A 23,592-nucleotide genomic window follows, 5' to 3' on the forward strand; every position below is an offset into this window, starting at 1 on the left:
CGTGAGCACGTCGACGACCGCGCCGCGCGGGCGCCGGTACGGTCGGCGGCGTGCCGCGCGTCGTGATCGCCTCCCGGATCTACGCCCCCGAACCGGCGGCGGCGGCCTACCGGCTGGGCGCGCTGGGACGGGCGCTCGCGCGGCGCGGCGCGGTCGTCGACGTGCTCACGAGCCGCGCGCCGCAGGGCGGGACGGCGGACGCCGGGGTGCGCGTGCGCCGCTGGCCCGTGCTGCGCGACGCGAGCGGCGCGGTCCGCGGGTACCTGCCGTACGCCAGCTACGACGTCCCGCTGCTGCTGCGGCTCGCGCTCGCGCGGCGGCCCGACGTCGTCGTCGTCGAGCCCCCGCCCACGACCGGTGCGGTGGCCGCGGCCGTGTGCGCGCTGCGCCGGGTCCCGTACGTCTACTACGCGGCGGACCTGCTGTCGGTCGCGGCGGCGGGCAGCGGGGTGTCGCCGGTCGTGGTGCGCGTGCTGCGCGCCGTGGAGGGTCTCGTGCTGCGCCGGGCCGCGCGCGTGCTGACGGTGTCCGACCCCGTCGCGGACGTGGTGCGCGGCTTCGGCGTGCGCGACGACCGCCTGGAGGTGGTCGGCTCCGGCGTCGACGTCGACGCCTTCTCCAGTGAACCCGTTGCGCCGCAGCAGGAGGAGCTGCTCGTCTACGCGGGCACGATGTCCGAGGTGCACGGCGCGGGCCTGTTCGTCGAGGCCTTCGCGCGCGTGGCGGCGGCGCACCCGCGGGCGCGGCTGGTGATGTTCGGCGGCGGTGTCGACCGCGAGGCCATGCGGGCGCGGGCCGACGCCCTGGTCCCCGGCCGCGTCACGTTCCCCGGTCCCGTCCCGGCCGCCGAGGTCGCCGCGGCCTTCCGCCGGGCCCGCGCGGGCCTGGCCTCGCTGCGGCCCGGGGGCGGCTACGAGTTCGCCCTCGTGACCAAGGTCTTCGCGGCCACGGCGTGCGGGGCGCCCGTCGTCTACGCCGGCCCCGGGCCCTGCGCGGGTCTCGTGCGGCGCCACGGCCTCGGCTGGGCGGTCGAGCACACGGCCGAGGCGGTGGCGGGCGCGATGGCGCAGGCGCTCGCCGCCGCGCCCGCACCCGCCGAGCGGCGCCGGCTCGCGGCGTGGACCCGGGCGGACGCCTCGCTCACCGGGGTCGCCGACCGCGCGGCCGCCGCCGTCCTCGGGGTGGCCGGGGCGCGGGGCGGGGCCGGGAGCACGCCGTGAGCAGTGGGAGGCTGCCCGTCGTGCGCGTCACCGTCGTGGGTCTGGGGAAGATCGGTCTGCCGCTCGCCGTGGAGTACGCGGTCAACGGCGCCGCGGTCGTCGGGGCGGACGTCGACGCCCGCCTCGTCGCGACCGTCGCCGCGGGCACCGCACCGTGGGCGGAGGAGGCGCACCTGGCCGAGCGCCTCGCGGACGTCGTGGCCGCGGGGTCCCTCACCGCGACCACCGACACCGCCGCGGCCGTCGCGGTCAGCGACGTCGTGGTCGTCGTCGTGCCGCTCGTCGTCGACGAGGAGGCGCGGCCGGAGTTCAGCGCGCTGGACGCCGCCACCCGCGACGTGGCCCGCGGCCTGCGCCCCGGCACGCTCGTGGTCTACGAGACGACCCTGCCCGTCGGCACCACGCGCGAGCGGCTGCTGCCGCTGCTGCGCGAGCACAGCGCGCTGGCGCCCGCTGACGAGCTCCTCGTCGCCTTCTCGCCCGAGCGGGTCCTCACCGGGCGCGTGTTCGCCGACCTGCGCCGCTACCCCAAGATCGTCGGTGGCGTCGACGGCCCCAGCGCCCGGCGGGCCGCGGAGTTCTACGACGCCGTCCTGCGCTTCGACGCGCGCCCGGACCTGCCGCGCGCCAACGGCGTGTGGGACCTCGGCAGCGCCGAGGCCGCGGAGCTCGCCAAGCTCGCCGAGACCACCTACCGGGACGTGAACATCGCGCTGGCCAACCAGTTCGCGCTGTTCGCGCAGGGCCGGGGGATCGACTTCACGGCCGTCGCGCAGGCCTGCAACTCCCAGCCGTACAGCCACCTGCACCGGCCGGGCGTCGCGGTGGGCGGTCACTGCATCCCCGTCTACCCCCGGCTGTACCTGCACTCCGACCCCGCGGCCGACGTCGTGCGCACGGCCCGCGCCGCCAACGAGCGGATGCCCGCCGCGACCGTCGACCTCCTGGCCGCCGAGCTGGCCGCCCTCGGCCGCGACCTCGCGGGGCTGCGCGTCGTCGTGCTCGGTGCCGCCTACCGCGGCGGGGTGCGCGAGACGGCGTTCAGCGGGGTGTTCCCCCTCACCGCCACCCTCGCGGCGCGCGGCGCGGTCCCCGTCGTCCACGACCCGCTGTTCTCCGACGACGAGCTGCGCGAGCGCGGCCTCACGCCGCACCACCTGGGCGAGCCCGCCGACGCGGCGGTCGTGCAGGCCGACCACCGCGACTACGCGGAGCTGTCGGCGGCGGACCTGCCGGGCCTGCTGGCGCTCGTCGACGGGCGCGGGACCACGCGCCCCGAGGGCTGGGACGGCGTCCGCCGGGTGGTGCTCGGCCGCGGGACCCCCGCCGCCGCGGACGCTCCGTGACCGACGGCGCGAGCCGCTGGGTCGAGGCGGGGACGCCGCCGACCGACGCTGCGACGCTCCTCGTCGCGGCCCTGTGGGTCCTGCTGCCCGGCGCGCTCGCGCTGCGGGCGGCCGGGGTGCGCCGCGTCCCGCTGCTGCTCGGGGCCGCGCCGCCGGCGTCGATCGGCGTGCTCACGCTGGCCGCGGCCGGCACCGCCCTCGTCGGCCTGCCGTACGCGTGGTGGTCCGCGGCGACGGTCGCGGTGGTGGTCGTGCTCCTCACCGCGGGCGTGCGCCGGCTCCTGGCCGGCCCCGGGGGCCCGGTTCCGGAGGGGGGCCTGCGCGGCGCGGAGCGCGTGGTCGTCGTCGTCCTGCTCGTCGCGGCCGCGGCCTACGCGCTGGAGCTGACGCGGCGGGGGATCGGGACGCTGGGCACGCCGTCGCAGGAGTACGACGTCGTCACGCACACCATGGTCACGGCCCGGCTGCTGTTCACGGGCGACGCGGCGCCGTGGCAGGCGCTCGCGCTGGACCCCGTGACGGGGGCGGGCGCGCGCTACTACCCGAGCGGCCTGCACCAGTGGGCGGCCCTGGTCGCGCAGTCGGGCGGGCCCTGGGGGGCCAGCGCCGTGAGCGGCTTCAACGCCACGAGCGTGCTCGTGCTCGCGCTCGTGCAGCCGCTGGGCCTGTTCGCCCTGGGTGACCGGGCGCTGGCCCGGCACGGCCGCCTCGCCGGGGCGGCCGCGGCGCTGGTCTCCGTGCTGGCCTACCAGCCGCTGCAGGCCATGCACCACGACTCCGGGGCGCTGCCGAACGCGACCGCGATCGCGCTGGGTCCGGGCCTCATCGCCCTGCTGCTGCCCCCGCGCGAGGCGGTGGGGCCTGGGCGCGGGGCGGAGCCCGACGGCGCGGCCCCGGGCCTGCGGGCCCTGCTGCCCCGCGTCCTGCCCGTCGCGCTCGGCTGCATCGGCGGCGTCACCGTGCACCCCACGGCCGCGGTCACCGTCGCGGGCGGCGTGGGTGGCTGGCTGCTGGGCGAGGCCCTGCTGCGGTGGCGGTGGCCGCTGCCGTGGCGCTGGGCCGTCGTCGTGGCGGGGGCGTCGGCGATCGCGGCGGTCGTGCTGGCGCCCATGCTGGGCTCGGCCGCGACCGCGGGCAGCGGGGCCTCGACGCGGTTCGCGCGCGACATCCCGGCCACCGACCTCGGCTCCGCCCTCTGGCGCGTGCTCTCGCTCCCGCTGCAGGGGGCCGTCGACCCCGACCTGCGCCAGCACCAGTGGTGGCTCGCGGCGGCCGTCGTCGTCGGGGCGCTGCTGGCCGGGCGCCGCGCGGGCGGCGTGCTCGTCGCGTGGCTCCTCTGGACCGCCGTCGCGGTCGCCTTCCTCGTGGGTGCGTCCGGCCCGGGCCTGACGACGATCTGGGACACCGCCTACAACTCCTACTTCCGCGTCGCGGGCCACGGCTCCGGCTGGGCGTGGCTGCTCGCGGGCGTCGCCGTCGTGCGCGTGGCGGAACTGCTGTCGCGCCGGCGCGCGCACTGGGTGCCGGTCGTCGGCGGCGTCCTCGCGGTGGGCGTCGGGACCGGAACCGTCGTGCAGAGCGGGCCCACCGAGGTGCGGGCGCTGCGGGAGCGCTACGCCGAGCCGCAGTACCAGCGCGTCGACGACGACGACCTCGCCGCCGGGCGCTGGCTGGCCGACCGCGTGCGGCCGGGGGAGCGCGTGCTGAACTCGGGCAACGACGGCTCCACCTACGACTACGTGCTGTACGAGGTGCCGATCCTCAGCGCGACCGTCGTCGGCACGGGGGGCCTGCCGGGCGTGCGCACCCTGCTCGCGCGCTTCCGCGACTTCCCGACCGATCCGGCCGTGCGGGCGCTCGCGCGCGAGGAGGACGTGCGCTGGGTCGTCGTCGACGCGGACGCGCCGTACCTGCCGATCCGCGGCGAGGTCGCGCAGTTCTTCGGTTCCGACGCCTACCAGGTACCGCCCGGACTGCAGGGCCTCGACGGCCTGCCGGGCGTCCGGGCGGAGTTCCGCAGCGGCACGGTCACGGTCTACTCCGTCGACGAGGCTGCCCTCGCGCTCTGAGTCGGCCGGCGGCCTGCCGGTCGCGGTGGGTGGTGGAACCGTTGCAGCACAACGAGTTCTCTTGTCGTCGAACGTCTGTTCGAGTAGACTGCAGGCGTGACCTGGACCGACGCGCCGCCCCTGCAGCCGCAGCTCGCGGCGCTGCAGGCGGCGCTGCGCGAGGTCCTCCAGTGCCCGGCCGCGACCTTCTCGCCGAGTTCGGCGCGGGACGCCGTGACGGCGTTCCTGCGAGTTCGCCACCAGGCCGACGCGGCATACCTGCACCTGCTGCGCGTCCTCGGCGACGTGGGGTCCACGCCGTCGGAGACCGTCCGGTTCCTCGCCTGCGCCCCGAACACGCTGTCGCGGGCCCAGGCCGGCCGGGACGTCGACGCGGCGCGGATCACCGACCCCTCGGTGGTCTGGGACGGGGCGATCGGCGGGGCCGACGGTGACCGTGGTGCGCTGCAGCACCTGGGCGACGCCCTCGCGGCCGGCGACGCCTCGCGGGCCCACCTGGACGTCGCGGTGCGCTGCCTGTCGAGGATCCCCACCACGATCCGCCGCGGCACCACGACGCTGACGAACACCGACACCGGTGAGGTCGTGGAGCAGCGCAACGCGGAACTCCTGGATGCCCACGTCACCCGCGACGCCCGGCGCCACTGCCCCCAGGTCGCCGCTCACCTCGCCCGGGAACTGGTCCTCACCGTCGACCCGCAGCACGAGGACCGGGCCTTCCACGACCCGGACGCCTTCGCCCGGCGCGGACTCGTCTTCGGCCCGCCCGTGGGCGGGGTGGTCCGGATGACCGTGGACCTGGACGAGACCGCCACGGTCGTCCTGCGGCAGGCGCTCGCCGCGGAGGCGGCCCCGCTGCCGGCGCACGTGCGGCCGGACGGTGAGCTCGTGCGCGACCTGCGCTCGAAGCGGCAACGGGACCACGACGCGCTCCTCAGCCTCACCCAGCGCGGCGCCGCGGCGGGTGGGCCGGCGGTGGCCGAGGCGGCCCGGGTGTCGGTCGTCGCCACCGCGGCGGACGTGGCCGCGGCGACGGAGCAGCGCGCCGCACAGACCGGCGCCGTCGTGGAGGGCCACGGACCCGTCGCCACCGCCACCCTCGGCTACCTCGTCTGCGGTGCGCTGCTGCAGAAGGTCCTGACCGGTGCCGGGGGAGCGGTCCTGGACCTGGGCCGCGCCACCCGGCTCGCCACGGCGTCCCAGCGGCGGGCGCTCGCAGTCCGCGACGGCGGGTGCGTCGCCCCCGGGTGCGCCGTCGCCCCGTGGGCGTGCGAGGCGCACCACGCCCCGGCCTGGGAGGACGGTGGGCGGACCGACCTCGACACGATGGTGCTGCTGTGCCCCGGTCACCACCGAGCCTGGCACGCGCACCACCTGGAGGTCCGGCTCCGCCCAGACCGCACCGTCGAGGCCCGCTGGATCCACCGCGACCCCCGCTGGCCCGGCCACGCCGCCCCGCAACCCTGGGTGCACAACAGCTACCCCGCCGACCGCCGCGCCGCGCGGGAACTCGGCGCACGCCTGCGCACCGGGGGCGACGAAGGTCCCGGCGCCGACCCACCCGGGTGACAGGCTCCTCAGGGGTGTCCGACCGTCCTGGGAGGTGGTGCGCCGAACATCCGGTCATGGCGATGTCCGCAGGATCACGACGGCGGCCTGGGGGCTCGTCAGAACGGTGGGCCTATGCGGCCGTGTGAGTGAAGAACGACGGCTGAGCTGGCGGAGCCGAGACCCGGCGGCATGATCGCCGTCATGGATCCTGACTGGCCTTCCATCCTCTTTGGCGTAGCACTGCTACTGGCCGGGGTCGTGCTGGTCTGGAAGAGGACCACGGTCGTACGCAAGACGAAGGCCCAGGAGGATGAGGCCAAGGAGCGTTTCTCCCGCGGCGAGTACTTCGGTCAGGTCCCCGTAGCACTCTCGACCGGGACACGGATGACCATGGTCACGATCTTCTGCTTCGTCGTGGGCGCAGGGGCTCTCGTGCGCGGACTTCTCTGACTCTCAAGACGTCGCGGTCATCCCGCTGATCGCGCAGCACAAGCGCACCCATGCCGCTGCCGCGTGTGGACACTCAGGCTTGACCGGGGACGGTGCTCGCGTCGCCGACGGGGTAGTGCCCTCGGGTGGGGATGACGTGCCGGACACCGCCGCGCGGGTCGTCGACGTCGCCGACGTGGCGAGGGATGAGGTGCACATGTAGGTGGAACACGGTCTGTCCCGCGGCGGCGCCCACGTTGATGCCGATGTTGTACCCCTCGGGGGCGTAGTAGCGGTCCAGACCACTTTTGACCTCCTCGAGCAGGGCCAGGATGGCTGCCTGCTCGGATGGGGTGGCCTCGAACCACGTAGGCACCAGACGCCGAGGGACGACCAAAGTGTGGCCAGGATTGACGGGGTGGGCGTCGCGCAGCGCGAAGGCGAGGTCGTTAGAGGCCACCCACTGCGTCGGTGGGACTTGCAGGAAGGGCGACGTCGTCACCCGGGCACTCCTCGTTGAGATGGCGGGTGGCCGAGCGAAGTCTGACAGTCCTCGTCGGTCCAAGTCGCGGAGTAGGACGCGCGCTCACTGCGCAGACTCTTCCCGCCAGCAGTCTCATGCCGCTGGCCGCGCGGTCACGACCGGCCGACGACCTCGCGATCATGTCGATGACCGACCACGACTCCCAGCCAAGGGGCGTACCTTCCAATTTTGATCACGGATACCGGGGGAGAGTCATGACTGTGGCACTGCTGGGGGCACTCCTCGCCGTCCTGGTGGGGGTGCTCATCGGCTGGGGCACTCGACGTCGACTCGACCGATCAAGCCACTCCGCGGACCCGGAGAAGGCGCGCATCGCTCAGGACATCAGCCGCCAGATCGACCGGGGGCGCGGAACGAACGGCTGGCTCTAACCAAGCCGCGTGGACCTCGTCGAACGCGCGCCTCATGTCGCTGTCGTGGAAGTTCACGACGAGTTACAGGAGCCGGACGTCGTAGTCGCTGAAACGTCGATCGACGGTGAGCAGTTGCAGCCCGCGCCGGGTGGCCTGCGCGATGAGCATGCGGTCGAAGGGGTCGTCGTGGTGGCGCGGCAGGGCGCCGGCGGCCAGAGCGTCGTCCACGCTGATGGGCAACTCGGTGAAGCCTTGCTGCTCCATCTCTTCACGCAGCCCGCCCGGGGCAGTCAGCTTGCCCAGCGCAGCCTTGATCGACATCTCCCACGCCGAGGCGGCGGAGACGAACACCTCGTTCTCATCGTCGGCCACGGCGGCACGCATGCGCTCAGGCAGGCGTTCGTCGTCGCTGAGCCACCACAGCAGGACGTGGGTGTCCAGGAGGAGGGTCGTCACAGGTGCGGCTCGAGGTCGTCGTGGAAGGCGGCCACCAGGTCCTCGGACGTGTGATCGAAGTCGGCGGCGATGACCACTCGCCCCTTCCACGCCCCGGGACGACGCGCTCCGCGCGAGCGGGCGGGCACCAGGCGGGCCACGGGCTTGCCGGCGCGGGCGATCACCACGTCCTCGCCGCGCTCGACCGCTTCGAGCAGGCGGGACAGGTGCGTCTTGGCCTCGTGCACGTTCACCGTCCGCGACATGACCCCAGAGTAGGGACTAAGTCGGACTAAGTCCATGACGGGAGGCGGCGCTCGACAGTTGCTGCGACGTCACCGTCATCCCGCCGACCAGGAGGTCGCCGACCTCGCGGCCCTGCCGATGTCCGCCCCGTCTTGATGGGCTTCGCGGCTCGCCGAAGCAGCTCGCCCATCGCGACACCCCATCCCCGCCGTTCTCGACGAGCAGGACGCATCCACGTCGGGCTGTACCTCTTCCACTTCACCGGCGGTCCCTGCGCTGAGCTGGTGGCTAGCCACCGCCCGCGCCGCCGGCGCCCGCACCCCCCGCCTCATCGTCGCCGTTGGCGACGACGGCCGCGGCGTCCTAGCCCCGTGTGGGCGAGACCGGCAAGTTCCTCAGCGACTGCGACCCCTGCGCCCAGCAACGTCAACGTCTGCGCTTCCATCCTCGCCACCTGCCTCCACGCGGGATGTGCAGGTGACGGCGAGACGAGAAGATCACTAACGTGCGCGTTGTGCCCGTCACCGTCCGCGCCACCACCCCGGCCGATCTCGACGTCTTCGTGACGACCCTGCACGCCGCCTTCGCGAGATTCCCCGAGCAACCCGACGAGGACGGCAGCGGGGTCTTCTGGTCCGTCCTGGAGATGGACCGCAACCTGCTCGCCGTCACCGAGGACGGCCGGCCCGTGGGGACGACCGCGGGGTACTCCTTCGAGTTGACCCTGCCTGGCGGCGCTCGGATCCCGACCACCGGGGTCACGAACGTCGGGGTCGTGCCCTCGCACCGGCGACGTGGCATCGCGACCGCCTTGATGCGTCGCCAGCTCACGGACGTCCGCGCCCGCGGGGAGCACGTCGCCGTCCTGCTGGCGATGGAGGCGACCATCTACCGCCGGTTCGGGTACGGACCGGCCACGTTCAGCCGCCGGATGTCGGTGTCCCGGGCGCGAGCCGCCTTCGACGATCGACCGCTCGGGGCCTCGTCCCAGGAGGACGGTGGGGGGTCGGTCGAGGTCCTGCGCCGCGAGGAGTGCGTCTCGTCGCTGGAGGAGGTCTACGAGCAGTACAGGCTCGACCGACCCGGGGCGTTGGACCGACCGCACCGGTGGTGGGTCCGGGGCGCGGGGCACCCACCGGTGTCCCGGGAGCCGCGGTGGATCGGGTTGCACCGCAATGGTGAGGGACGACCCGATGGTTACGTGAGCTACCGCCTGGACGACGGGGTCCTGCACATCGACGAGACCATCACCACCGACGACGCGGTACGGGAAGCCCTCGACCGCTTCGTCATCGGACACGACCTGGTCCGAGAAGTCGTCTTCCAGGACGCGCCGACCGACCACCCCTTGCGGTGGCAGCTCCTCGACTACGACGCCGTCGCCTCCAGCGGGGACGAGGCCTGGCTGTGGGTGCGCATCCTCGACGTCGCCGGGGCGCTCGAAGCCCGCTCCTGGGCGGGCAGCGGAGAACTGGTCCTGCAGGTCGAAGACGCGTTCCTCAGCGAGAGCTCGCGGTACCTGTTGACCGTGGACGGTGGAAGGGCGGAGTGCACCGCCACGCCGCGCGAGCCGGACCTCACCCTGGACGTCAGCGACCTCGCCTCGCTCTACCTGGGCGGCGTGCCACCCCGCGACCTCGTCCGGGCCGGGCGTGTCCGGGCGCGGGGCGAGGCGGCCGTGGAACAGGCCGAGGCGCTGTTCGCGACCGAACGGGCCCCCTGGTCCCACCACATCTTCTGAGCCGTTGCAGCACCAGTCGACTCGCCGTGCACGTCACAGTGCGCGGGCGCACGTTCATCCCGCGCCGCGTGCGACGTCGCGGTCACCCCGCGCCGCTTGCGCGATGACGGGGGCCGGCGACGTCCGCTCGTGTCGGCGAGCGAGTGGCATGCTGCGCTTCCGCACCGACACGCGCAGGAGGACTACCCGTGGACTTCTTCCCTGATCCGCCCTCGCCCTTCGATGACGAAGAGCACGAGGATCCGCCGCAGCCGGTCTGGTCGAACGCGCCCGACGACGTCGTCCCCGGCGTGGTGCCCCTCGAGCTGGTACTTGGCCGCACCGAGAGCGCGGTGGTCCTGCTGACCGGTGTCCGCGCCTTCCCGACCGGGCTCGCCATGACCCTGGGTGTGCGCCTGCGCGGGCGGGCGCGGGGCCACGACCTGAACGCGGAGGTCTTCGACGGGCCCTACGCCCACGGCATGGGGCCTGACTGGCAGGCGGGGCGGTTGAAGTGGGGCTTCGAGCTGGCCGACGGACGCAGGGCCACCAACGTCGACCCACCGGTGTGGGACGAGCAGCCCAACCAAGACCACCAGGGCGCGGACGACCCCCTGTGGCAGCCCGACCGCCCCGTCCTCAACGGCGGTGGCGGAGGCGGCGGTCGCCGCTCGGTCGACCGGGACTACTGGCTGTGGCCGCTGCCGCCGGCGGGGCAGCTGAAGCTGGTCTGCCAGTGGATGGACCGGGGCATCGAGACCACCGTCCACGAACTGCAGGCCCAACCCTTCCTCGACGCCGCTACCCGCGCCCAGCCGGTGTGGCCCACCCCTTGACCTGTTCCGCAGGACCTCGACGGACACGAGGTCGTGCCGCGGCGCAAGACGCACGGTCATTCCGCGCTGCGCGACCCTCAGCTGTCCCGCCGGCGTTCCAGCTCCTCCACACGACGGCGTAGATCGTCCAGGTCTTCGTCCAGCCGACGCGAGACGACGGCACCGGCCCAGTACCGCGATGGGCCGCGGCGACGAGGCTCGCCGCCAGGGGCGTAGGCGAGACCGAGGTACCGGGCGAGTCGGCGCAGGGGTGTGACCTGTTCGGTCGAGTCATCGTCAGGGCTGCTGCTCACGCCCCTCATGATGTCGACCGTGCGGCCGTTCTCGTCCTGTTCGCGTCGTTCACGGTCAGGTCGCCGCCCGCGCCCGTCGTTCTCACGGTCTTCTCGAGAGCTGCAAGGTTGCCGACCTAGTCGCGGCTGGCGGTGCCGTGGATCGCGTCGTGGATGACCTGCCACGTGGCCGCGCAGTCATCCGCCGTGCAGCGGCGGATGAGCAGCTGCGGCATCGGGTCGCAGGAAGCCATGAGCAGACTCTGCACCCTCCTCCTCGCTTCTCCACTGCCAAGATCAGCCGGTGCAGACACTGGAGTCCGAACGCCTGCGGCTGCGGCAGTGGACCGCTGGCGACGCCCCCTTCGTCCTCGACATGTGCTCTCGCTGGGAGGTTCAGCGCTACATCGGCGCCACCCCCCGCGTCCTCCAGGACCTCGGTGAGGCCAGCGACCTCATCGCCCGCTGGCACTCCCGTCAGGACCACCTGCACCGCGTCTGGGCCGTCGAGCACCGCGACGGGTACCTGCTCGGGACCTTGCTGCTCGTCGCCATCTCCGGGTCCGGCACGCCACCGCTACAGCCCACCGGCGAGACGGAGATCGGCTGGTACTTCCACCCCGACGCCTGGGGACAGGGCTACGCCCTCGAGGCCGCGACCCTCGGCATGGGCTACGCCTTCGCCGGCGGGCTCAGCGAGGTGCTTGCCGTCACTCATCCCGACAACGCCCCCTCGCAGGCCCTGTGCCGAAGGCTCGGCATGGACCACCGAGGCCGCACCGATCGGTACTACGACATGACCTGCGAACTGTTCGGCATCAGCCGCCCGCGGGCCGACTGACCAGGCCGAGCAGAACCCTCGGTCATGTTGCGATCCGCGTAGCTGTCCTGCGCTCAGCGACGCCGGCGGCCCAGGGCGTACCCGACCGACCCGGCCACCACGACCAGACCCAGAGCGGCCAGCTGTGCGCCCTGAGATCGCTGAGTGGTCATCACTGCCAGGCCTCGCAAGGCCTCGCAAGGCCTCGACGGGCATCGGGCCGTCGTCGGGTGTCGTACCAGCCGAACGCCGCGTACGGGCTCACGGCGAGCAGGCCGACACCGCCAGCACGAGCAGGGTGGGGCCCTGCACGTAGCTGTGATCGCGCGTCAGCTGTCGCGGGCGTCAGCGCCGGTCGATGGTGCTCTCCGTCGTGCTCGACCGGTCCGTTCGCGTCGAGGTCCAGGTGCACTTCCACTCGACGTCCGCAGACGTCCCGAGCACCGTGAAACCCTCCCCGTCCGCGACGGGCAGCTCACTGACCTCGACATCCTCGCCCGCGTCCTGCACGTCGTACTGGGTCACCGCCATCTGCTGACAGGTCGCAACGGCTTGCTCCCGCGGGTCCGGTGGTACGTCGCCGCAGGCCGAGAGCAGCAGAGCCGCCAGCACGACACCGACGCCGTCTCTCCAGCGTTGAACAACGATGTCCATGGACGCAGCTTGGCACCGCTCAAGTGACGGCGGGCCAGCTCCCGGACTTGCGCGCGGGTCATGCGGACGACCTGGACGACGACGTCGCGGGCCTGTCGATGACCGCGAGGCCGCGCTCATCACCACGCAGGAGCTCAGGAGGTCGTCGAGAGGACCCGGCCGAGGTGGTGCTCAGCGATACCGGCCATGACGTCGGCGCCGGGGAAGCCGGTGTCGATGAGTCGCAGCGGGCCCTCGACCAGCGACAGGTGCAGCGCCAACCGGTACAGCTGCAGCCGCTCCTCGTCCAGACCGGGGATGCGCAGCGCCTCGTAGTGCTCGTGGAACCGCATCTCCAGGAACGCGTGCTCCCACTCCACGTCGGCCCACATCACGCCCTCCAGGTCGATGAGCACCGGCCGACCGGTGGCGTCGATGAGGACGTGGTCCGGGCCGAGCTCACCGTGGGTCAGGCTGTAAGTGGCCCCCTCACGAGGCTGCACGGCCGCGGCGCGATGGTGCAGGGTCGCCTCGACTCGCTCGGCTACTGCGGCCAAGCGCGGCTCGCGGTCGGCGGCGGCCGCCAGGTGGCGTAGTGCCCGCTGCAGCACCACCGCGTGGAACGGGAGGGTGTCGGCGCCAGCGACTGGCTCGACACCACGCCCGCCGGCCACCTTGCCGTAGCGGTTGCTCGTGGTGGTGGCCATGCGGAGCAGGAAGCCCTTGAGCTCGGCCAGGACCAGGGCCGCCGAGACTGCGTCGTCGGTGAGCATCGTCTCCAGGGAGCGGCCGGTGACGTCGTCGACGACGGCGCAGTCCGCGAGCAGGTCCGTGCCGCGGTACTCGGCGTGCAGCACTGTGGGAACACGCACGTCGATGGCCGTCAGGTGCTCGCAGGCGCCGGTCAACGAGGTCATGCCGTTCGCCGGCGTGAACGGCTCGACGTCCGCGGCCGGGTCCGTCGAGGTGCTCCACCGGTCCTCGTCCTGGTGCCAGACGTAGAGCACGACCGAGGTCCCGGTGGTCGTGGTGACGCGGAAGACGCCCTTCCTCGTGCCACCACGAAGGCGCTGCACGCTCCCGACCTGCACCGGCCGGCGCAGGGCGGCGGTGCACAGGCGTTCCACGGTCCTACGGTCCAGCAGTTCCTGATCCACTGGCCACTGCCTACCGGTCGACGTTGATCGGTGGCAAGGGCGGACCCGACGAGACGCGGTCGTGCGGCGCCCGGGGTGGCTGGCGATCCTGTCCTATGGTGGTTTCGTGTCACGTGGAGGACCCGGTCGCCGGTGGCGACTTCTCCGACCCGATCGGCGACGGACGTCTGACGCTGACGATCGACCTCCCCGACGGGCAGCAGCTCGACGGCACCGACACGCTCACCGAGGACGAGCACCCCGACGCTCAACGCCTCCGACCCTCCCCACCAGCGGCCGCCTCCGCATCACCTGTCAGTGGCCCGAACAGGGCATCACCGGGAGCCACGAGCTCGACGCTCAGCTCTTCCGCGACGCCGCCGCACAGGCTCGTCCCGTCCGCTACGAGCGGATCGTCGGACCGCCCTTCGGTGATCGAGCCACCAGCGGCCTGCACGAGGATCGAAACGAGGCGTGAGCCCGGCCGACGCGACGCTCGTCTCGGTGGTGCCGCGGAGCGCCGTCGCACGGTCACCTCCGTCGACCCCGTCTCCACGGACCACCCCTTGGCGGTACCGAGGGCGTCCGGACAGCCGGGACCTCCGATCGCGGGGCGTCCGCCGCAGCAGCCCGGAGACCGTCGCTCCTCTGGACGCGGCCGTGCGGGCGCCGTCTACCGAGTCCGGGTCGCGCGTCGGAGCACGGCCACGGCCCCGGCGGCGATCCCCGCCCCGGCGGCGGCCCACGGCCCGGCCACGACGAGCGGGTCGAGCCACTGGTGCCGGACGTCGACGCGGCCCCGGCGCGAGCGGACCCCGTGGTGGGTGAGTTCCGCGCGGACGCCCGTCTCGGTGACCGGGTCGTCGGGGCGGCCCCGGACGGCGGCGGCGAGGAGGTTCTCGAACGTGTCGACGCGGTCGGCGGCGATGAGCAGCAGCCAGTGCTCGTTGCGGCCCTCGCTGAAGCGGTCGTAGGCGAAGCGGCGGATCCGTCCCGAGACCCCGTGCAGCGGAGCGGAGGTGCCGAAGACGGGCGTGAGGAAGGCGTGTTCGATCGAACGCTCGCGCGGCCCGTACCGCTCCGGCTGGCGCTCGGGGAACTCCCAGTGCGCGCCGTAGCCCTCCGGGTCGAACACCTCCTGCGGGACCGCCGGGCGGTCGCGCGGGTCGAGGTCGACGCCCCACCCGGGGATGCGGGCGCGCAGCTGCTCGGGGGTCTCCGGCAGCGGCGGCTTCTGCGGCCAGTACGCCATGACGGGCTCCTCAGGCGGCGGTGGGGACGATCAGCGGTTTGATGCACCCGTCGAGCTTCGACGAGAACAGGTGGTACCCCTCGGCGACGTCCTCCAGCGGGATCCGGTGGGTGACCAGGTCGCGCGGGCGCAGGTGGCCGTTGCGGACGTGCTCGAACAACCGCGGCCACTGCCGCTTCACGGGGCACTGGTTCATGCGCAGCGTGAGGCCCTTGTTCATCGCGTCCCCGAACTTCACGGCGTTCGGCACGGGGCCGTAGGCGCCCATGACCGAGATCGTGGCGCCCTTGCGGACCGCGTCGATCGCCCAGTTCAGCGCGATCGGGGAGCCGCCCTGCAGCTTCAGCTTCGCGCCGGCCACGTGCTGCAGGAAGCTCCCGTCGGCCTCGGCGCCCACGCAGTCGATCGCCACGTCCGCCCCGAGGTGGTCGGTGATCCGCTTGAGGTGCACGACGACGTCGTCGTGCTCGGCGAAGTTCACCGTCTCGGCCTGGGCGAACTCCCGCGCCTTCTCCAGGCGGTAGTCGAGGTGGTCGACGACGATGACCCGGCCGGCCCCCAGGAGCCACGCCGACCGCGCGGCGACCAGACCCACGGGCCCGGCGCCGAAGACCACGACGACGTCGCCCTCCCGGACGTCCCCCAGCTGCGCGCCGAAGTACCCGGTGGCCGTGGCGTCGGTCAGCAGGACCGCGTCCTCGTCGTGCATCCAGTCCGGGACGAGGGTCGGCCCGACGTCGGCGAACGGCACCCGGACGTACTCGGCCTGGCCGCCGTCGTAGCCGCCCGTGGTGTGGGAGTACCCGTAGATGCCGCCCACGGCCGTCGCGTTCGGGTTGACGTTGTGGCAGTTGGCGAGCATCCCGCGCGCGCAGTAGAAGCAGGACCCGCAGGAGATGTTGAACGGGACCATGACGCGGTCGCCGGGCTTCAGCGACCGCACCGAGCTGCCGACGCTCTCGACGACGCCGATGAACTCGTGCCCGAAGGTCGTCCCGACCCGGGTGTCCGGCATCAGCCCGTGGTACAGGTGCAGGTCCGACCCGCAGATCGCCGCGAGGGTCACCCGGACGATCGCGTCGTTCGGGTGCTCGATCCGGGGGAGGTCCTTGTCCTCGACGCGGATCCGGTAAGGACCGCGGTACACCATGGCGCGCACGTGCCGCCTCCCGCCGCGGCCCGCAGGCCGACGTCGACCGACGGGCCGTCGGCTCGACCCTCGCGCACAGTGTGCAAGGGCCTCCGGCCCCGCGCCAGCCGACGGCCGCGGACGGGAGGTGGCGACGGGGGCTCGCGGACACGGGGCCGGTGGTCGTCCCGCGCCGCCGCGGCCTGGCAGGGTGCTCCCGTGCACCGCCAGTCCGACGCCCCCGCGACGCCGTCCGCGGGCGGCCCGCCCGCCGCGCCCGTCGTCGTGGCCGTCGTCGTCGCGCACCAGCGCCGCGCGCTGCTGCTGGCCGGCCTGGACGCCCTCGCGGCGCAGACCCGCCGCCCCGACGCGGTCGTCGTGCTCGACAACGCCTCCACCGACGGCACGGCCGACGCCGTCCGCGGCTGGACCGGCGCGCACGACCTGCCGCTGGACCTCGTCGTGCTGCCCCGCAACACCGGGGGAGCGGGCGGCTTCGCGGCCGGCCTGGCCCGCGCCGTGCACCGCCACCGCGCGGACCTCGTGTGGCTGATGGACGACGACACCGTCCCCCGCCCCGGGGCCCTGGCGGCGGCGCTCGCGGCGCGCGCGGGCTACCCCGGGCCCGCGCCGGCCGTGGTCGCGAGCCGCGTCGTCTGGACCGACGGCCGCGCGCACCCCATGAACACGCCGCGCGTGCGGCCGGGCGCCTCGGTCGCCGAGCTGCGCGACGCCCTCACGGCGGGCGGCACGCCCGTGCGCTCGGCGTCGTTCGTGGCGGTCCTCGTCGACGCCGCGGCCGTCCGCGCCGACGGCCTGCCCGTCGCGGCGTTCTTCCTGTGGAACGACGACTTCGAGTTCACGACGCGCCTGCTGCGCCACCGCCGCGGGCTCGCGGTGGGGGAGGCGGGCCAGGACGCCGAGGTCGAGCACCGCACGCGCGTCTTCGGGGGCACCGACGCCGACCCGGGGGAGCGCTTCGTCCTCGAGGTCCGCAACAAGGTCTGGCTGTTCACGCGGTGCCGGACGCTCGGGCCCGCCGACGCGCTGCGCTACGGCGGGGCGACCGTGCTGCGCTGGGCCCGGACGCTCGCCCGCTCCCCGCGGCGCGACGTCCTGCTCCGGGGCCTCGCGTCCGGGCTCGCGCAGGGCCTGCGCGCCGGGCCGCGCCCCACCGCCGAGGTCCTCGCGGGCCTCGGCGAGGTGTCCCTCGACGTGCTCGCCGTCGAGACGGCCGCGGGCCGCGCGACCGGCACCCCGGCCGCCACCGGGCCGCAGGCGGCGGACGCGGTCCCCACCGGGCCGCTGCCGCCCTTCTCGGTGCTGCTGCCCGTGTGGGAGGCCGACGACCCGGCGCAGCTGCGGCGCGCGCTGGCCAGCGTCACGGCCGAGCAGGAGCTGCACCCCGACGAGGTGCTCGTCGTGCGGGACGGGCCCGTGCCGGCGGCGCTGCAGCGCGTGCTGGACGAGGCGGTGCGCGACGGCTCCGGCGGCGTGACCGTCCGGGTCCTCGCCCTGCCCCGCAACGTGGGCCTGGCGCGCGCGCTCGAGGCGGGGCTCGCGGCGTGCGCGCACGACGTGGTCGCCCGGATGGACGCCGACGACATCAGCCTGCCGCCGCGCTTCGCCCGGCAGCTGCCCGTCGTCGCCGCGGGCGCGGACCTCGTCGGGTCGGGACTGCTGGAGATGGGCGCCGACGAGCACCACCTGGTCGGGCGCCGCACGCCGCCCACGGACCCCGCCCGCATCGCGCGCTCGGCCCGCTTCTCCGACCCGTTCAACCACCCGACGGTCGTCTACCGCCGCTCCGCGGTGGCCGCGGCCGGCGGGTACCGCCACCTGCCGCTCATGGAGGACTACTGGCTGTTCGCCCGGATGATCGCCGACGGCGCCCGGGTCGCCAACCTCGCCGACCCGCTGGTCCTCTACCGCGTCGGTGACGCGGCGGACGGTGGCGCCTACGCGCGGCGCGGCGGCGCCCGGCTCTTCGCCTCGGAGCTGCGGCTGCAGGCGCACCTGCGCCGCGAGGGCTTCACGACACCGCTGCAGGCCGCCCGCAACGTCGTCGTGCGCGGTGGCTACCGCTTCGTGCCGACCCGGGTGCGGCGCGTGGCCTACCGCGCGCTCCTCACGGGCCGCGGCACCCCAGGAACCGGAGGACCCGCGTGACCGCCGTCGTCGCCTCGGTCCCGGCCACCGGCGCCGGGACGCCCGCGCGCGGGGAGGTCCGGGCGATCACGGGCCTGCGCATCGTCGCGGCGGTCTGGGTGCTGCTCTTCCACTGGAAGTTCACGCCCGGCCCCGAGTACGACGGCCTCAAGGCCTTCCTGCGGCCCGTCCTGGACTCCGGCCACCTCGGCGTGGACCTCTTCTACGTCCTCTCGGGCTTCGTCATCACGCTGACGTACGTCGACTCGATGGGCCCGCGGCCGCGCCTGCGCGCCTGGTGGCGCTTCTGGTGGGCCCGCATCTGCCGCGTCTGGCCCGCGTACGCCGTGGTCGTCGTGGCCTTCGGGTGCTGGCTGCTCTGGCGGCGCAGCGTCGTCGGCGAGGGCGGCTTCCTCGCCTACCAGGAGACCCAGCCGAGCCTGGGCTGGCGGAGCTGGGTCGAGCAGCTGCTGCTCGTGCAGCTGTGGTCGCGCCCCGACTTCGACGGCGCGTCCTTCGTGGGCGCGACGTGGTCGGTGTCGGCGGAGTGGGCGGCCTACGTCGCCTTCCCGGTGCTCGCGCTCGTCCTGTTCCGCCTGCGCCGGCTGCCCTGGTGGCTGCTGGGCCTGGGCGCCGTGGCCCTCATGCTGCCCGCGGCGCTCGTCAGCTACCGCACGGGCGCCGTGTACTGGGACTACAGCTGGGTCCAGCGCATCGGCACCGGCTTCGGCGCGGGGGCCCTGACGTGCCTGGCCGTGCGACGGCTGCGCGACTCCGACCGCGCCCGGCGGTGGGCGCCGTGGGTCGCGTGGGCCGTGGTCGCGGAGTCCGTGCTCGTCGTGGTGTGGGCCGCGGACCGGCCCTACGACCGCTTCGTCGTCGTCTCGCTGCTCTTCCCGCTGCTCGTGGGGGCGCTCGCGCTCACCGACGCGGGCCCCTCGCGGTGGCTGTCGCGACCCGGCGTCGTGCTCGGCGGGCGCATCTCCTACAGCGTCTACCTGGTGCACGTGCCGGTCTACGAGGTCTTCTGGACGTTCCAGAAGACCGTGCCGAACATCGCCCCCGGCGGGCCCTGGACGGCCTTCCTCGTGCCCAACCTGCCGGTGGTCGCGATCGTCCTCGGCTACCTGCTCTGGCGCTTCGTCGAGGAGCCCGCCCGGCGCCGGCTGCGGCGCGTCGGGCAGCGCCGCGAGCGCGCCGTGAGCGCGCCGCCCGACCGCGCCTGACCCGGGCACGCAGCCCCAGCGGCTACCCTGGCCGCACCATGGAGAGGACCACAGCAGCGGTGATGCAGCGGTGAACATCGATCTCGTCGTCGTCGGATCCGGCTTCTTCGGCCTGACCGTCGCCCGGCAGTGCGCGGAGGACCTGGGCCTGAAGGTCCTGGTCATCGACCGGCGCGACCACATCGGCGGCAACGCCTACTCGGAGGCCGAGCCGGAGACGGGGATCGAGGTGCACCGCTACGGCGCGCACCTCTTCCACACGTCGAACGAGCGCGTCTGGCAGCACGTCAACCGCTTCACGAGCTTCACGGGCTACTCGCACCGCGTGTACACGAACTACCGCGGCGAGGTCTTCCCGATGCCGGTCAACCTCGGGACGATCAACCAGTACTTCCGCAAGGCGCTGAGCCCCGAGCAGGCCCGCGCCCTCGTCGCCGAGCAGGCGACCGAGGTCGACACGGCCTCGGCGAGCAACTTCGAGGACAAGGCGATCTCGCTGATCGGCCGCCCGCTCTACGAGGCCTTCTTCAAGGGCTACACCGCCAAGCAGTGGCAGACCGACCCGCGGGAGCTCCCGGGCGCGGTCGTGACCCGCCTGCCGGTGCGCTACACCTACGACAACCGCTACTTCAACGACACCCACGAGGGCCTGCCCGCGCAGGGCTACACCGCGTGGATCGAGCGCCTCGCGGACCACCCGAACATCGAGGTGCGCCTGGGCACGGACTTCTTCGACACCGCCCAGGAGGTCTCGAAGGGCAACGTCGTGGGCAACGTGCCGGTCATCTACACGGGCCCGGTGGACACCTACTTCGGCGACTCCGAGGGCAAGCTGTCCTGGCGCACGCTCGACTTCGAGCAGGAGGTCCTGCCCACGGGCGACTTCCAGGGGACGCCGGTCATGAACTACGCCGACGAGGACGTGCCCTACACGCGCATCCACGAGTTCCGGCACTTCCACCCCGAGCGCGACTACCCCCGCGACAAGACGGTGATCATGCGGGAGTACTCGCGCTTCGCCGAGGTCTCCGACGAGCCGTACTACCCCGTGAACACCGCCGAGGACCGCGCCCGGCTGCTGACGTACCGCGACCTGGCGAAGAACGAGAAGGGCGTCCTGTTCGGCGGCCGGCTCGGGACGTACAAGTACCTGGACATGCACATGGCCATCGGCTCCGCGCTGACCATGGTCGACAACACGCTGACCCCGCACTTCCGCGACGGGGCGGCGCTGACGAGCGGTGGGGTGGACGCATGAGCACGGACTACGCGACGGGCGTGGAGGTCGCGGGCCTGCTGCCCGACGACGAGTCGTGGCGCGAGGTGCACCGCGTCGTGTTCCCGGTCGGCGGCGACCTCGACGTCCTGCCGCTGTACGTGGACTTCTCCCACTCCGAGGGCATGCAGTCGGAGTCCGAGGGCCTCGAGTTCGTCAGCCAGGGCCTCGGCGAGCAGGACACCGAGGCGGCGGCGGGCCGCCGCACGCTGAGCGTCCCCGCCGGCAAGCGCTACTCGCTCGGCACCTACTTCAACGCCTTCCCGGCCAGCTACTGGCGGCGGTGGACGCGCGCCGACGTCGTCCGCTTCGCGGGGACGTTCTCGGGCAGCGGCACCGTGACGATGTACAAGTCCAACGCCCGCGGCCTGCGGCAGCGGGTCACGTCGTGGCGCGTGGACGGCACCGCGGTGCTGTCGGAGGAGCTGACGCTGGCCCCGTTCGCCGACGGCGGCTGGTACTGGTTCGACATGTCCGGCGGCTCGTCGCCGCTCACGCTCCTCGAGGCCTCGTGGAGCGCGCCCGTCGCGGACCGCGCGGCGGGGACCGCGACCATCGGCATCACGACGTTCGACCGGCCCGACTACTGCGTCGCGACGCTGCAGGCGCTCGCCGCCGACGCGACCGTCACCGACGTCGTGGACAAGATCGTCATCACCGACCAGGGCACCAAGCGCGTGCGCGACCAGGCCGGCTTCGACGAGGTCGCGGCCCGGCTCGGCGCGCGCCTGGAGATCATCGAGCAGCCCAACCTCGGCGGGTCCGGCGGCTTCGCGCGCGGCATGTTCGAGGCCGTCCGCGGCCGCACCAGCCGCTACGTGCTGCTGCTGGACGACGACGTCAACATCGAGCCCGAGGGCATCGTGCGCGCCGTGCAGTTCGGCGACGCGTGCAGCACGCCGACCCTGGTCGGCGGGCACATGTTCGACATGTACGACCGCGCCACGCTGCACACCATGGGCGAGGCCGTGAACCTGTACCGGTTCTTCTGGGGCCCCGCCCGCGGCATGACGCACGGGCACAACCTCGCGGCGTCGAACCTGCGGCAGACGCCGTTCATGCACAAGCGCGTCGACGTGGACTACAACGGCTGGTGGATGTGCCTGATCCCCGTCGAGGTGATCGAGCAGATCGGCCTGGCGCTGCCCGCGTTCATCAAGTGGGACGACGCCGAGTACGGGCTGCGCGCGCTCGACGCAGGCTTCCCGACGGTGTCGCTGCCCGGGGCCTGCGTGTGGCACGTGTCCTGGAACGACAAGGACGACACGATCGACTGGCAGGCCTACTACCACGAGCGCAACCGCTTCCTGGTGGCCCTGCTGTACTCGCCGTACGACCGCGGCGGCCGGCTCTTCCGCGAGAGCTCCTACACCGACGTCAAGCACCTGATCTCCATGCAGTACTACGCCCAGGCGCTGCGCAACCGCGCGCTGTCGGACCTGCTCGAGGGCCCGGAGCACCTGCACCGCACGCTGGCCAGCACGCTGCCGGCCGTGCGGGCGATGCGCGCGGACTTCCCCGACGCGCAGGTCGCCGCGGCGCCGGACGCCTACCCGAGCCCGAACCGCGGCAAGCCGCCGCACAAGGGCAAGGAGCCGCGCGCGCCCAAGCGCGCCATGCTGCTGCCGTGGGCGGCGCAGACCGTGCTGCGCCAGCTGCGCCCCGCGCGCGAGGAGGCCGTCCAGCGTCCCGACGTCGCGCTGGCCGCCACCGACGGCAAGTGGTGGGAGCTGTCGCTGTACGACAGCGCCGTCGTCTCGATGGCCGACGGCAAGGGGGCGGTCTGGTACCGCCGCGACCCGGAGCGGTTCCGCCGGCTGCTGACCGAGGCGACCGACCTGCACCGCCGCGCCCTGGTGCGCTGGCCCGAGCTGCGCCGGCAGTACAAGGCGGCGCTGCCGCACATCACGTCGATGCAGGCGTGGGCGGACACCTTCGGCGTCGACCTCGCGGCCGAGCCCGGCCCCGGTGAGCCCCGGCACGGCGCGCCCGTCCCCGACCGCGGGCACGGGGAGTCCTGACGACCGTGTCGGCCCCTGCCGCCGTGAGCCCCCAGCAGGCTCCGCTCGTCGCCCCCGGGCACGGGCGGGGCCTGCTGGACGTGGTGCGCGACCGCTACCTGCTGAAGCTGCTCGTGCGCAAGGAGATGCGGGTCCGCTACCGCGGCTCCGTCATGGGCCTGCTGTGGTCCTACGTGAAGCCCGGCGTGCAGTTCGCCGTCTTCTACTTCGCGATGGGCTACTTCCTCAAGCTCAACGACAGCGTCCCGAACTTCGCGGTGTACCTGTTCTCGGGCATCGTCGTCATCAACTTCTACTCCGAGGCCTTCGGCAACGCGACCCGCTCGGTGGTCGGCAACGCCCCGCTGATCAAGAAGATCTTCCTGCCGCGCGAGCTGTTCGCCGTGAGCTCGGCGTGGGTCGCGGCGATCCACTTCCTGCCGCAGCTGATCATCCTGCTGCTCGCGTCGCTGGTCTCGGGCTGGCGGCCCTCGCTGCAGCAGCTCGCCGGCGCCGCCCTCGGCTTCCTCATCGTCGGGGTGCTCGCGGTCGGTCTGGGGCTGCTGTTCGGCGCGATCAACGTGCTCTACCGCGACTTCGAGAACATCGTCGACCTGCTGCTGATGATCGTCACGTGGACCTCACCCGTCCTGTACGACTGGCAGCGCGTGGCCGACGCGGTCGGCGGCCGCGACTCGTGGTTCATGACGCTGTACCAGCTGAACCCCGTGACGGCCGCGGTCGAGCTGTTCCACTGGGCCTTCTGGTTCCCGACCTCCGCCGTGCGCACCGCCGAGGTCGTCCCGACCCTGCCGCCGCACCTGCTGTGGTCGGGCGTCACGGGTCTGCTCATCGCGCTCGTGCTGCTGGCGGCCGGTCAGGCCGTGTTCCGGCGCATCGAGGGCCGTTTCGCGCAGGAGCTGTGATGACCGTGACGACGCCCCCCAACGC

22 protein-coding genes are annotated in these 23,592 nt (G+C 73.6%); 14 read left to right on the forward strand and 8 right to left on the reverse strand.

The features are described from left to right. Positions 1–50: 50 nt before the first annotated feature. From GTR02_RS07020 to GTR02_RS07040, 5 genes are all read left to right on the forward strand, one after another. Entirely contained in the window at positions 51–1,220 is a 1,170-nt protein-coding gene (locus GTR02_RS07020) for a glycosyltransferase (RefSeq protein ID WP_166606768.1), read from the forward strand. 20 nt (positions 1,221–1,240) lie between these two features. Further along, entirely contained in the window at positions 1,241–2,566 is a 1,326-nt protein-coding gene (locus tag GTR02_RS07025; RefSeq protein ID WP_166606786.1) for a nucleotide sugar dehydrogenase, read from the forward strand. Further along, positions 2,563–4,635, forward strand: a complete 2,073-nt coding sequence (locus tag GTR02_RS07030; RefSeq protein WP_166606769.1) for a DUF6541 family protein — start codon at positions 2,563–2,565, stop codon at positions 4,633–4,635. The genes GTR02_RS07025 and GTR02_RS07030 overlap by 4 nt, the downstream gene beginning before the upstream one ends. A gap of 96 nt (positions 4,636–4,731) precedes the next feature. Then, positions 4,732–6,204: a DUF222 domain-containing protein gene (locus GTR02_RS07035; protein ID WP_166606770.1), complete on the forward strand. Its 1,473-nt coding sequence runs from the start codon at positions 4,732–4,734 to the stop codon at positions 6,202–6,204. Between the two features lie 183 nt (positions 6,205–6,387). Further along, a complete protein-coding gene (locus GTR02_RS07040) occupies positions 6,388–6,636 on the forward strand; it encodes a hypothetical protein (protein WP_205708792.1) in 249 nt (82 codons plus the stop codon). A 73-nt stretch (positions 6,637–6,709) separates the two neighbouring features. Here GTR02_RS07040 and GTR02_RS07045 read toward each other — a convergent pair whose 3' ends face one another. Next, positions 6,710–7,117, reverse strand: coding sequence for an HIT domain-containing protein (locus tag GTR02_RS07045; protein WP_205708793.1), 408 nt, complete (start codon positions 7,115–7,117; stop codon positions 6,710–6,712). A 236-nt stretch (positions 7,118–7,353) separates the two neighbouring features. Between GTR02_RS07045 and GTR02_RS07050 the strand changes: the two genes are divergently transcribed. After that, on the forward strand, positions 7,354–7,530 hold the full coding sequence (locus GTR02_RS07050; protein WP_166606772.1) for a hypothetical protein: 177 nt from the start codon (positions 7,354–7,356) through the stop codon (positions 7,528–7,530). 63 nt (positions 7,531–7,593) lie between these two features. Here GTR02_RS07050 and GTR02_RS07055 read toward each other — a convergent pair whose 3' ends face one another. Both GTR02_RS07055 and GTR02_RS07060 read right to left on the reverse strand, forming a co-directional pair. Beyond that, positions 7,594–7,968 (reverse strand): PIN domain-containing protein, encoded by a 375-nt coding sequence (locus GTR02_RS07055; protein ID WP_166606773.1) that lies wholly within the window; start codon positions 7,966–7,968, stop codon positions 7,594–7,596. Then, positions 7,965–8,213, reverse strand: a complete 249-nt coding sequence (locus tag GTR02_RS07060) for a type II toxin-antitoxin system Phd/YefM family antitoxin (RefSeq protein ID WP_166606774.1) — start codon at positions 8,211–8,213, stop codon at positions 7,965–7,967. Before GTR02_RS07060 ends, GTR02_RS07055 begins: the two co-directional genes overlap by 4 nt. Positions 8,214–8,707: 494 nt before the next feature. Here GTR02_RS07060 and GTR02_RS07065 point away from each other — a divergent pair, with 494 nt between their 5' ends. After that, a complete protein-coding gene (locus tag GTR02_RS07065) occupies positions 8,708–9,934 on the forward strand; it encodes a GNAT family N-acetyltransferase (protein ID WP_166606775.1) in 1,227 nt (408 codons plus the stop codon). Between the two features lie 188 nt (positions 9,935–10,122). Continuing rightward, complete coding sequence (locus GTR02_RS07070; RefSeq protein WP_166606776.1) at positions 10,123–10,749, forward strand: hypothetical protein; 627 nt, start codon at positions 10,123–10,125, stop codon at positions 10,747–10,749. Between the two features lie 409 nt (positions 10,750–11,158). Here GTR02_RS07070 and GTR02_RS23715 read toward each other — a convergent pair whose 3' ends face one another. Then, complete coding sequence (locus GTR02_RS23715; RefSeq protein WP_276610700.1) at positions 11,159–11,290, reverse strand: hypothetical protein; 132 nt, start codon at positions 11,288–11,290, stop codon at positions 11,159–11,161. Between the two features lie 35 nt (positions 11,291–11,325). On the opposite strand from GTR02_RS23715, the gene GTR02_RS07075 reads away from it, so the two are divergent. Beyond that, positions 11,326–11,862, forward strand: coding sequence for a GNAT family N-acetyltransferase (locus GTR02_RS07075; protein WP_166606777.1), 537 nt, complete (start codon positions 11,326–11,328; stop codon positions 11,860–11,862). Positions 11,863–12,186: 324 nt separating this feature from the next. Here GTR02_RS07075 and GTR02_RS07080 read toward each other — a convergent pair whose 3' ends face one another. The 4 genes from GTR02_RS07080 to GTR02_RS07095 all read right to left on the reverse strand — a co-directional run bounded on the left by GTR02_RS07080 (position 12,187) and on the right by GTR02_RS07095 (position 16,021). Then, positions 12,187–12,366: a hypothetical protein gene (locus GTR02_RS07080; RefSeq protein ID WP_166606778.1), complete on the reverse strand. Its 180-nt coding sequence runs from the start codon at positions 12,364–12,366 to the stop codon at positions 12,187–12,189. A gap of 263 nt (positions 12,367–12,629) precedes the next feature. Continuing rightward, positions 12,630–13,601 carry a phosphotransferase gene (locus GTR02_RS07085; RefSeq protein WP_166606779.1) on the reverse strand — a complete coding sequence of 324 codons (972 nt, stop codon included), beginning with the start codon at positions 13,599–13,601 and terminating at the stop codon, positions 12,630–12,632. Positions 13,602–14,283: 682 nt separating this feature from the next. Beyond that, complete coding sequence (locus GTR02_RS07090; RefSeq protein ID WP_166606780.1) at positions 14,284–14,862, reverse strand: hypothetical protein; 579 nt, start codon at positions 14,860–14,862, stop codon at positions 14,284–14,286. Between the two features lie 10 nt (positions 14,863–14,872). Continuing rightward, positions 14,873–16,021 (reverse strand): zinc-dependent alcohol dehydrogenase, encoded by a 1,149-nt coding sequence (locus GTR02_RS07095; protein WP_166606781.1) that lies wholly within the window; start codon positions 16,019–16,021, stop codon positions 14,873–14,875. A 189-nt stretch (positions 16,022–16,210) separates the two neighbouring features. Between GTR02_RS07095 and GTR02_RS24255 the strand changes: the two genes are divergently transcribed. The 5 genes from GTR02_RS24255 (at position 16,211) to GTR02_RS07120 (ending at position 23,567) form a co-directional block, all read left to right on the forward strand. Next, positions 16,211–18,160, forward strand: a complete 1,950-nt coding sequence (locus GTR02_RS24255) for a glycosyltransferase (RefSeq protein WP_166606782.1) — start codon at positions 16,211–16,213, stop codon at positions 18,158–18,160. Further along, the gene (locus GTR02_RS07105) at positions 18,157–19,365 is read left to right on the forward strand and encodes an acyltransferase family protein (RefSeq protein ID WP_166606783.1); all 1,209 of its coding nucleotides are present in this window, start codon (positions 18,157–18,159) and stop codon (positions 19,363–19,365) included. Before GTR02_RS24255 ends, GTR02_RS07105 begins: the two co-directional genes overlap by 4 nt. A 70-nt stretch (positions 19,366–19,435) precedes the next feature. Beyond that, entirely contained in the window at positions 19,436–20,623 is a 1,188-nt protein-coding gene (gene glf / locus GTR02_RS07110; protein ID WP_166606784.1) for a UDP-galactopyranose mutase, read from the forward strand. Beyond that, on the forward strand, positions 20,620–22,662 hold the full coding sequence (locus tag GTR02_RS07115; RefSeq protein WP_166606785.1) for a glycosyltransferase: 2,043 nt from the start codon (positions 20,620–20,622) through the stop codon (positions 22,660–22,662). Before glf ends, GTR02_RS07115 begins: the two co-directional genes overlap by 4 nt. A 23-nt stretch (positions 22,663–22,685) precedes the next feature. Beyond that, positions 22,686–23,567: an ABC transporter permease gene (locus GTR02_RS07120; protein WP_338073638.1), complete on the forward strand. Its 882-nt coding sequence runs from the start codon at positions 22,686–22,688 to the stop codon at positions 23,565–23,567. The last annotated feature ends 25 nt before the right edge of the window (positions 23,568–23,592 follow it).

It is taken from the genome of Kineococcus siccus (assembly GCF_009906795.1).
GTDB classification, from domain to species: Bacteria; Actinomycetota; Actinomycetes; order Actinomycetales; family Kineococcaceae; genus Kineococcus; species Kineococcus siccus.

Coding starts and splice junctions, on each gene's coding strand:
- GTR02_RS07050 (WP_166606772.1), top strand. CDS start 7,354: ATGACTGTGGCACTGCTGGGGGCACTCCTCGCCGTCCTGGTGGGGGTG.
- GTR02_RS07040 (WP_205708792.1), top strand. CDS start 6,388: ATGGATCCTGACTGGCCTTCCATCCTCTTTGGCGTAGCACTGCTACTG.
- GTR02_RS07115 (WP_166606785.1), top strand. CDS start 20,620: ATGAGCACGGACTACGCGACGGGCGTGGAGGTCGCGGGCCTGCTGCCC.
- GTR02_RS07060 (WP_166606774.1), bottom strand. CDS start 8,213: ATGTCGCGGACGGTGAACGTGCACGAGGCCAAGACGCACCTGTCCCGC.
- GTR02_RS07090 (WP_166606780.1), bottom strand. CDS start 14,862: ATGGCGTACTGGCCGCAGAAGCCGCCGCTGCCGGAGACCCCCGAGCAG.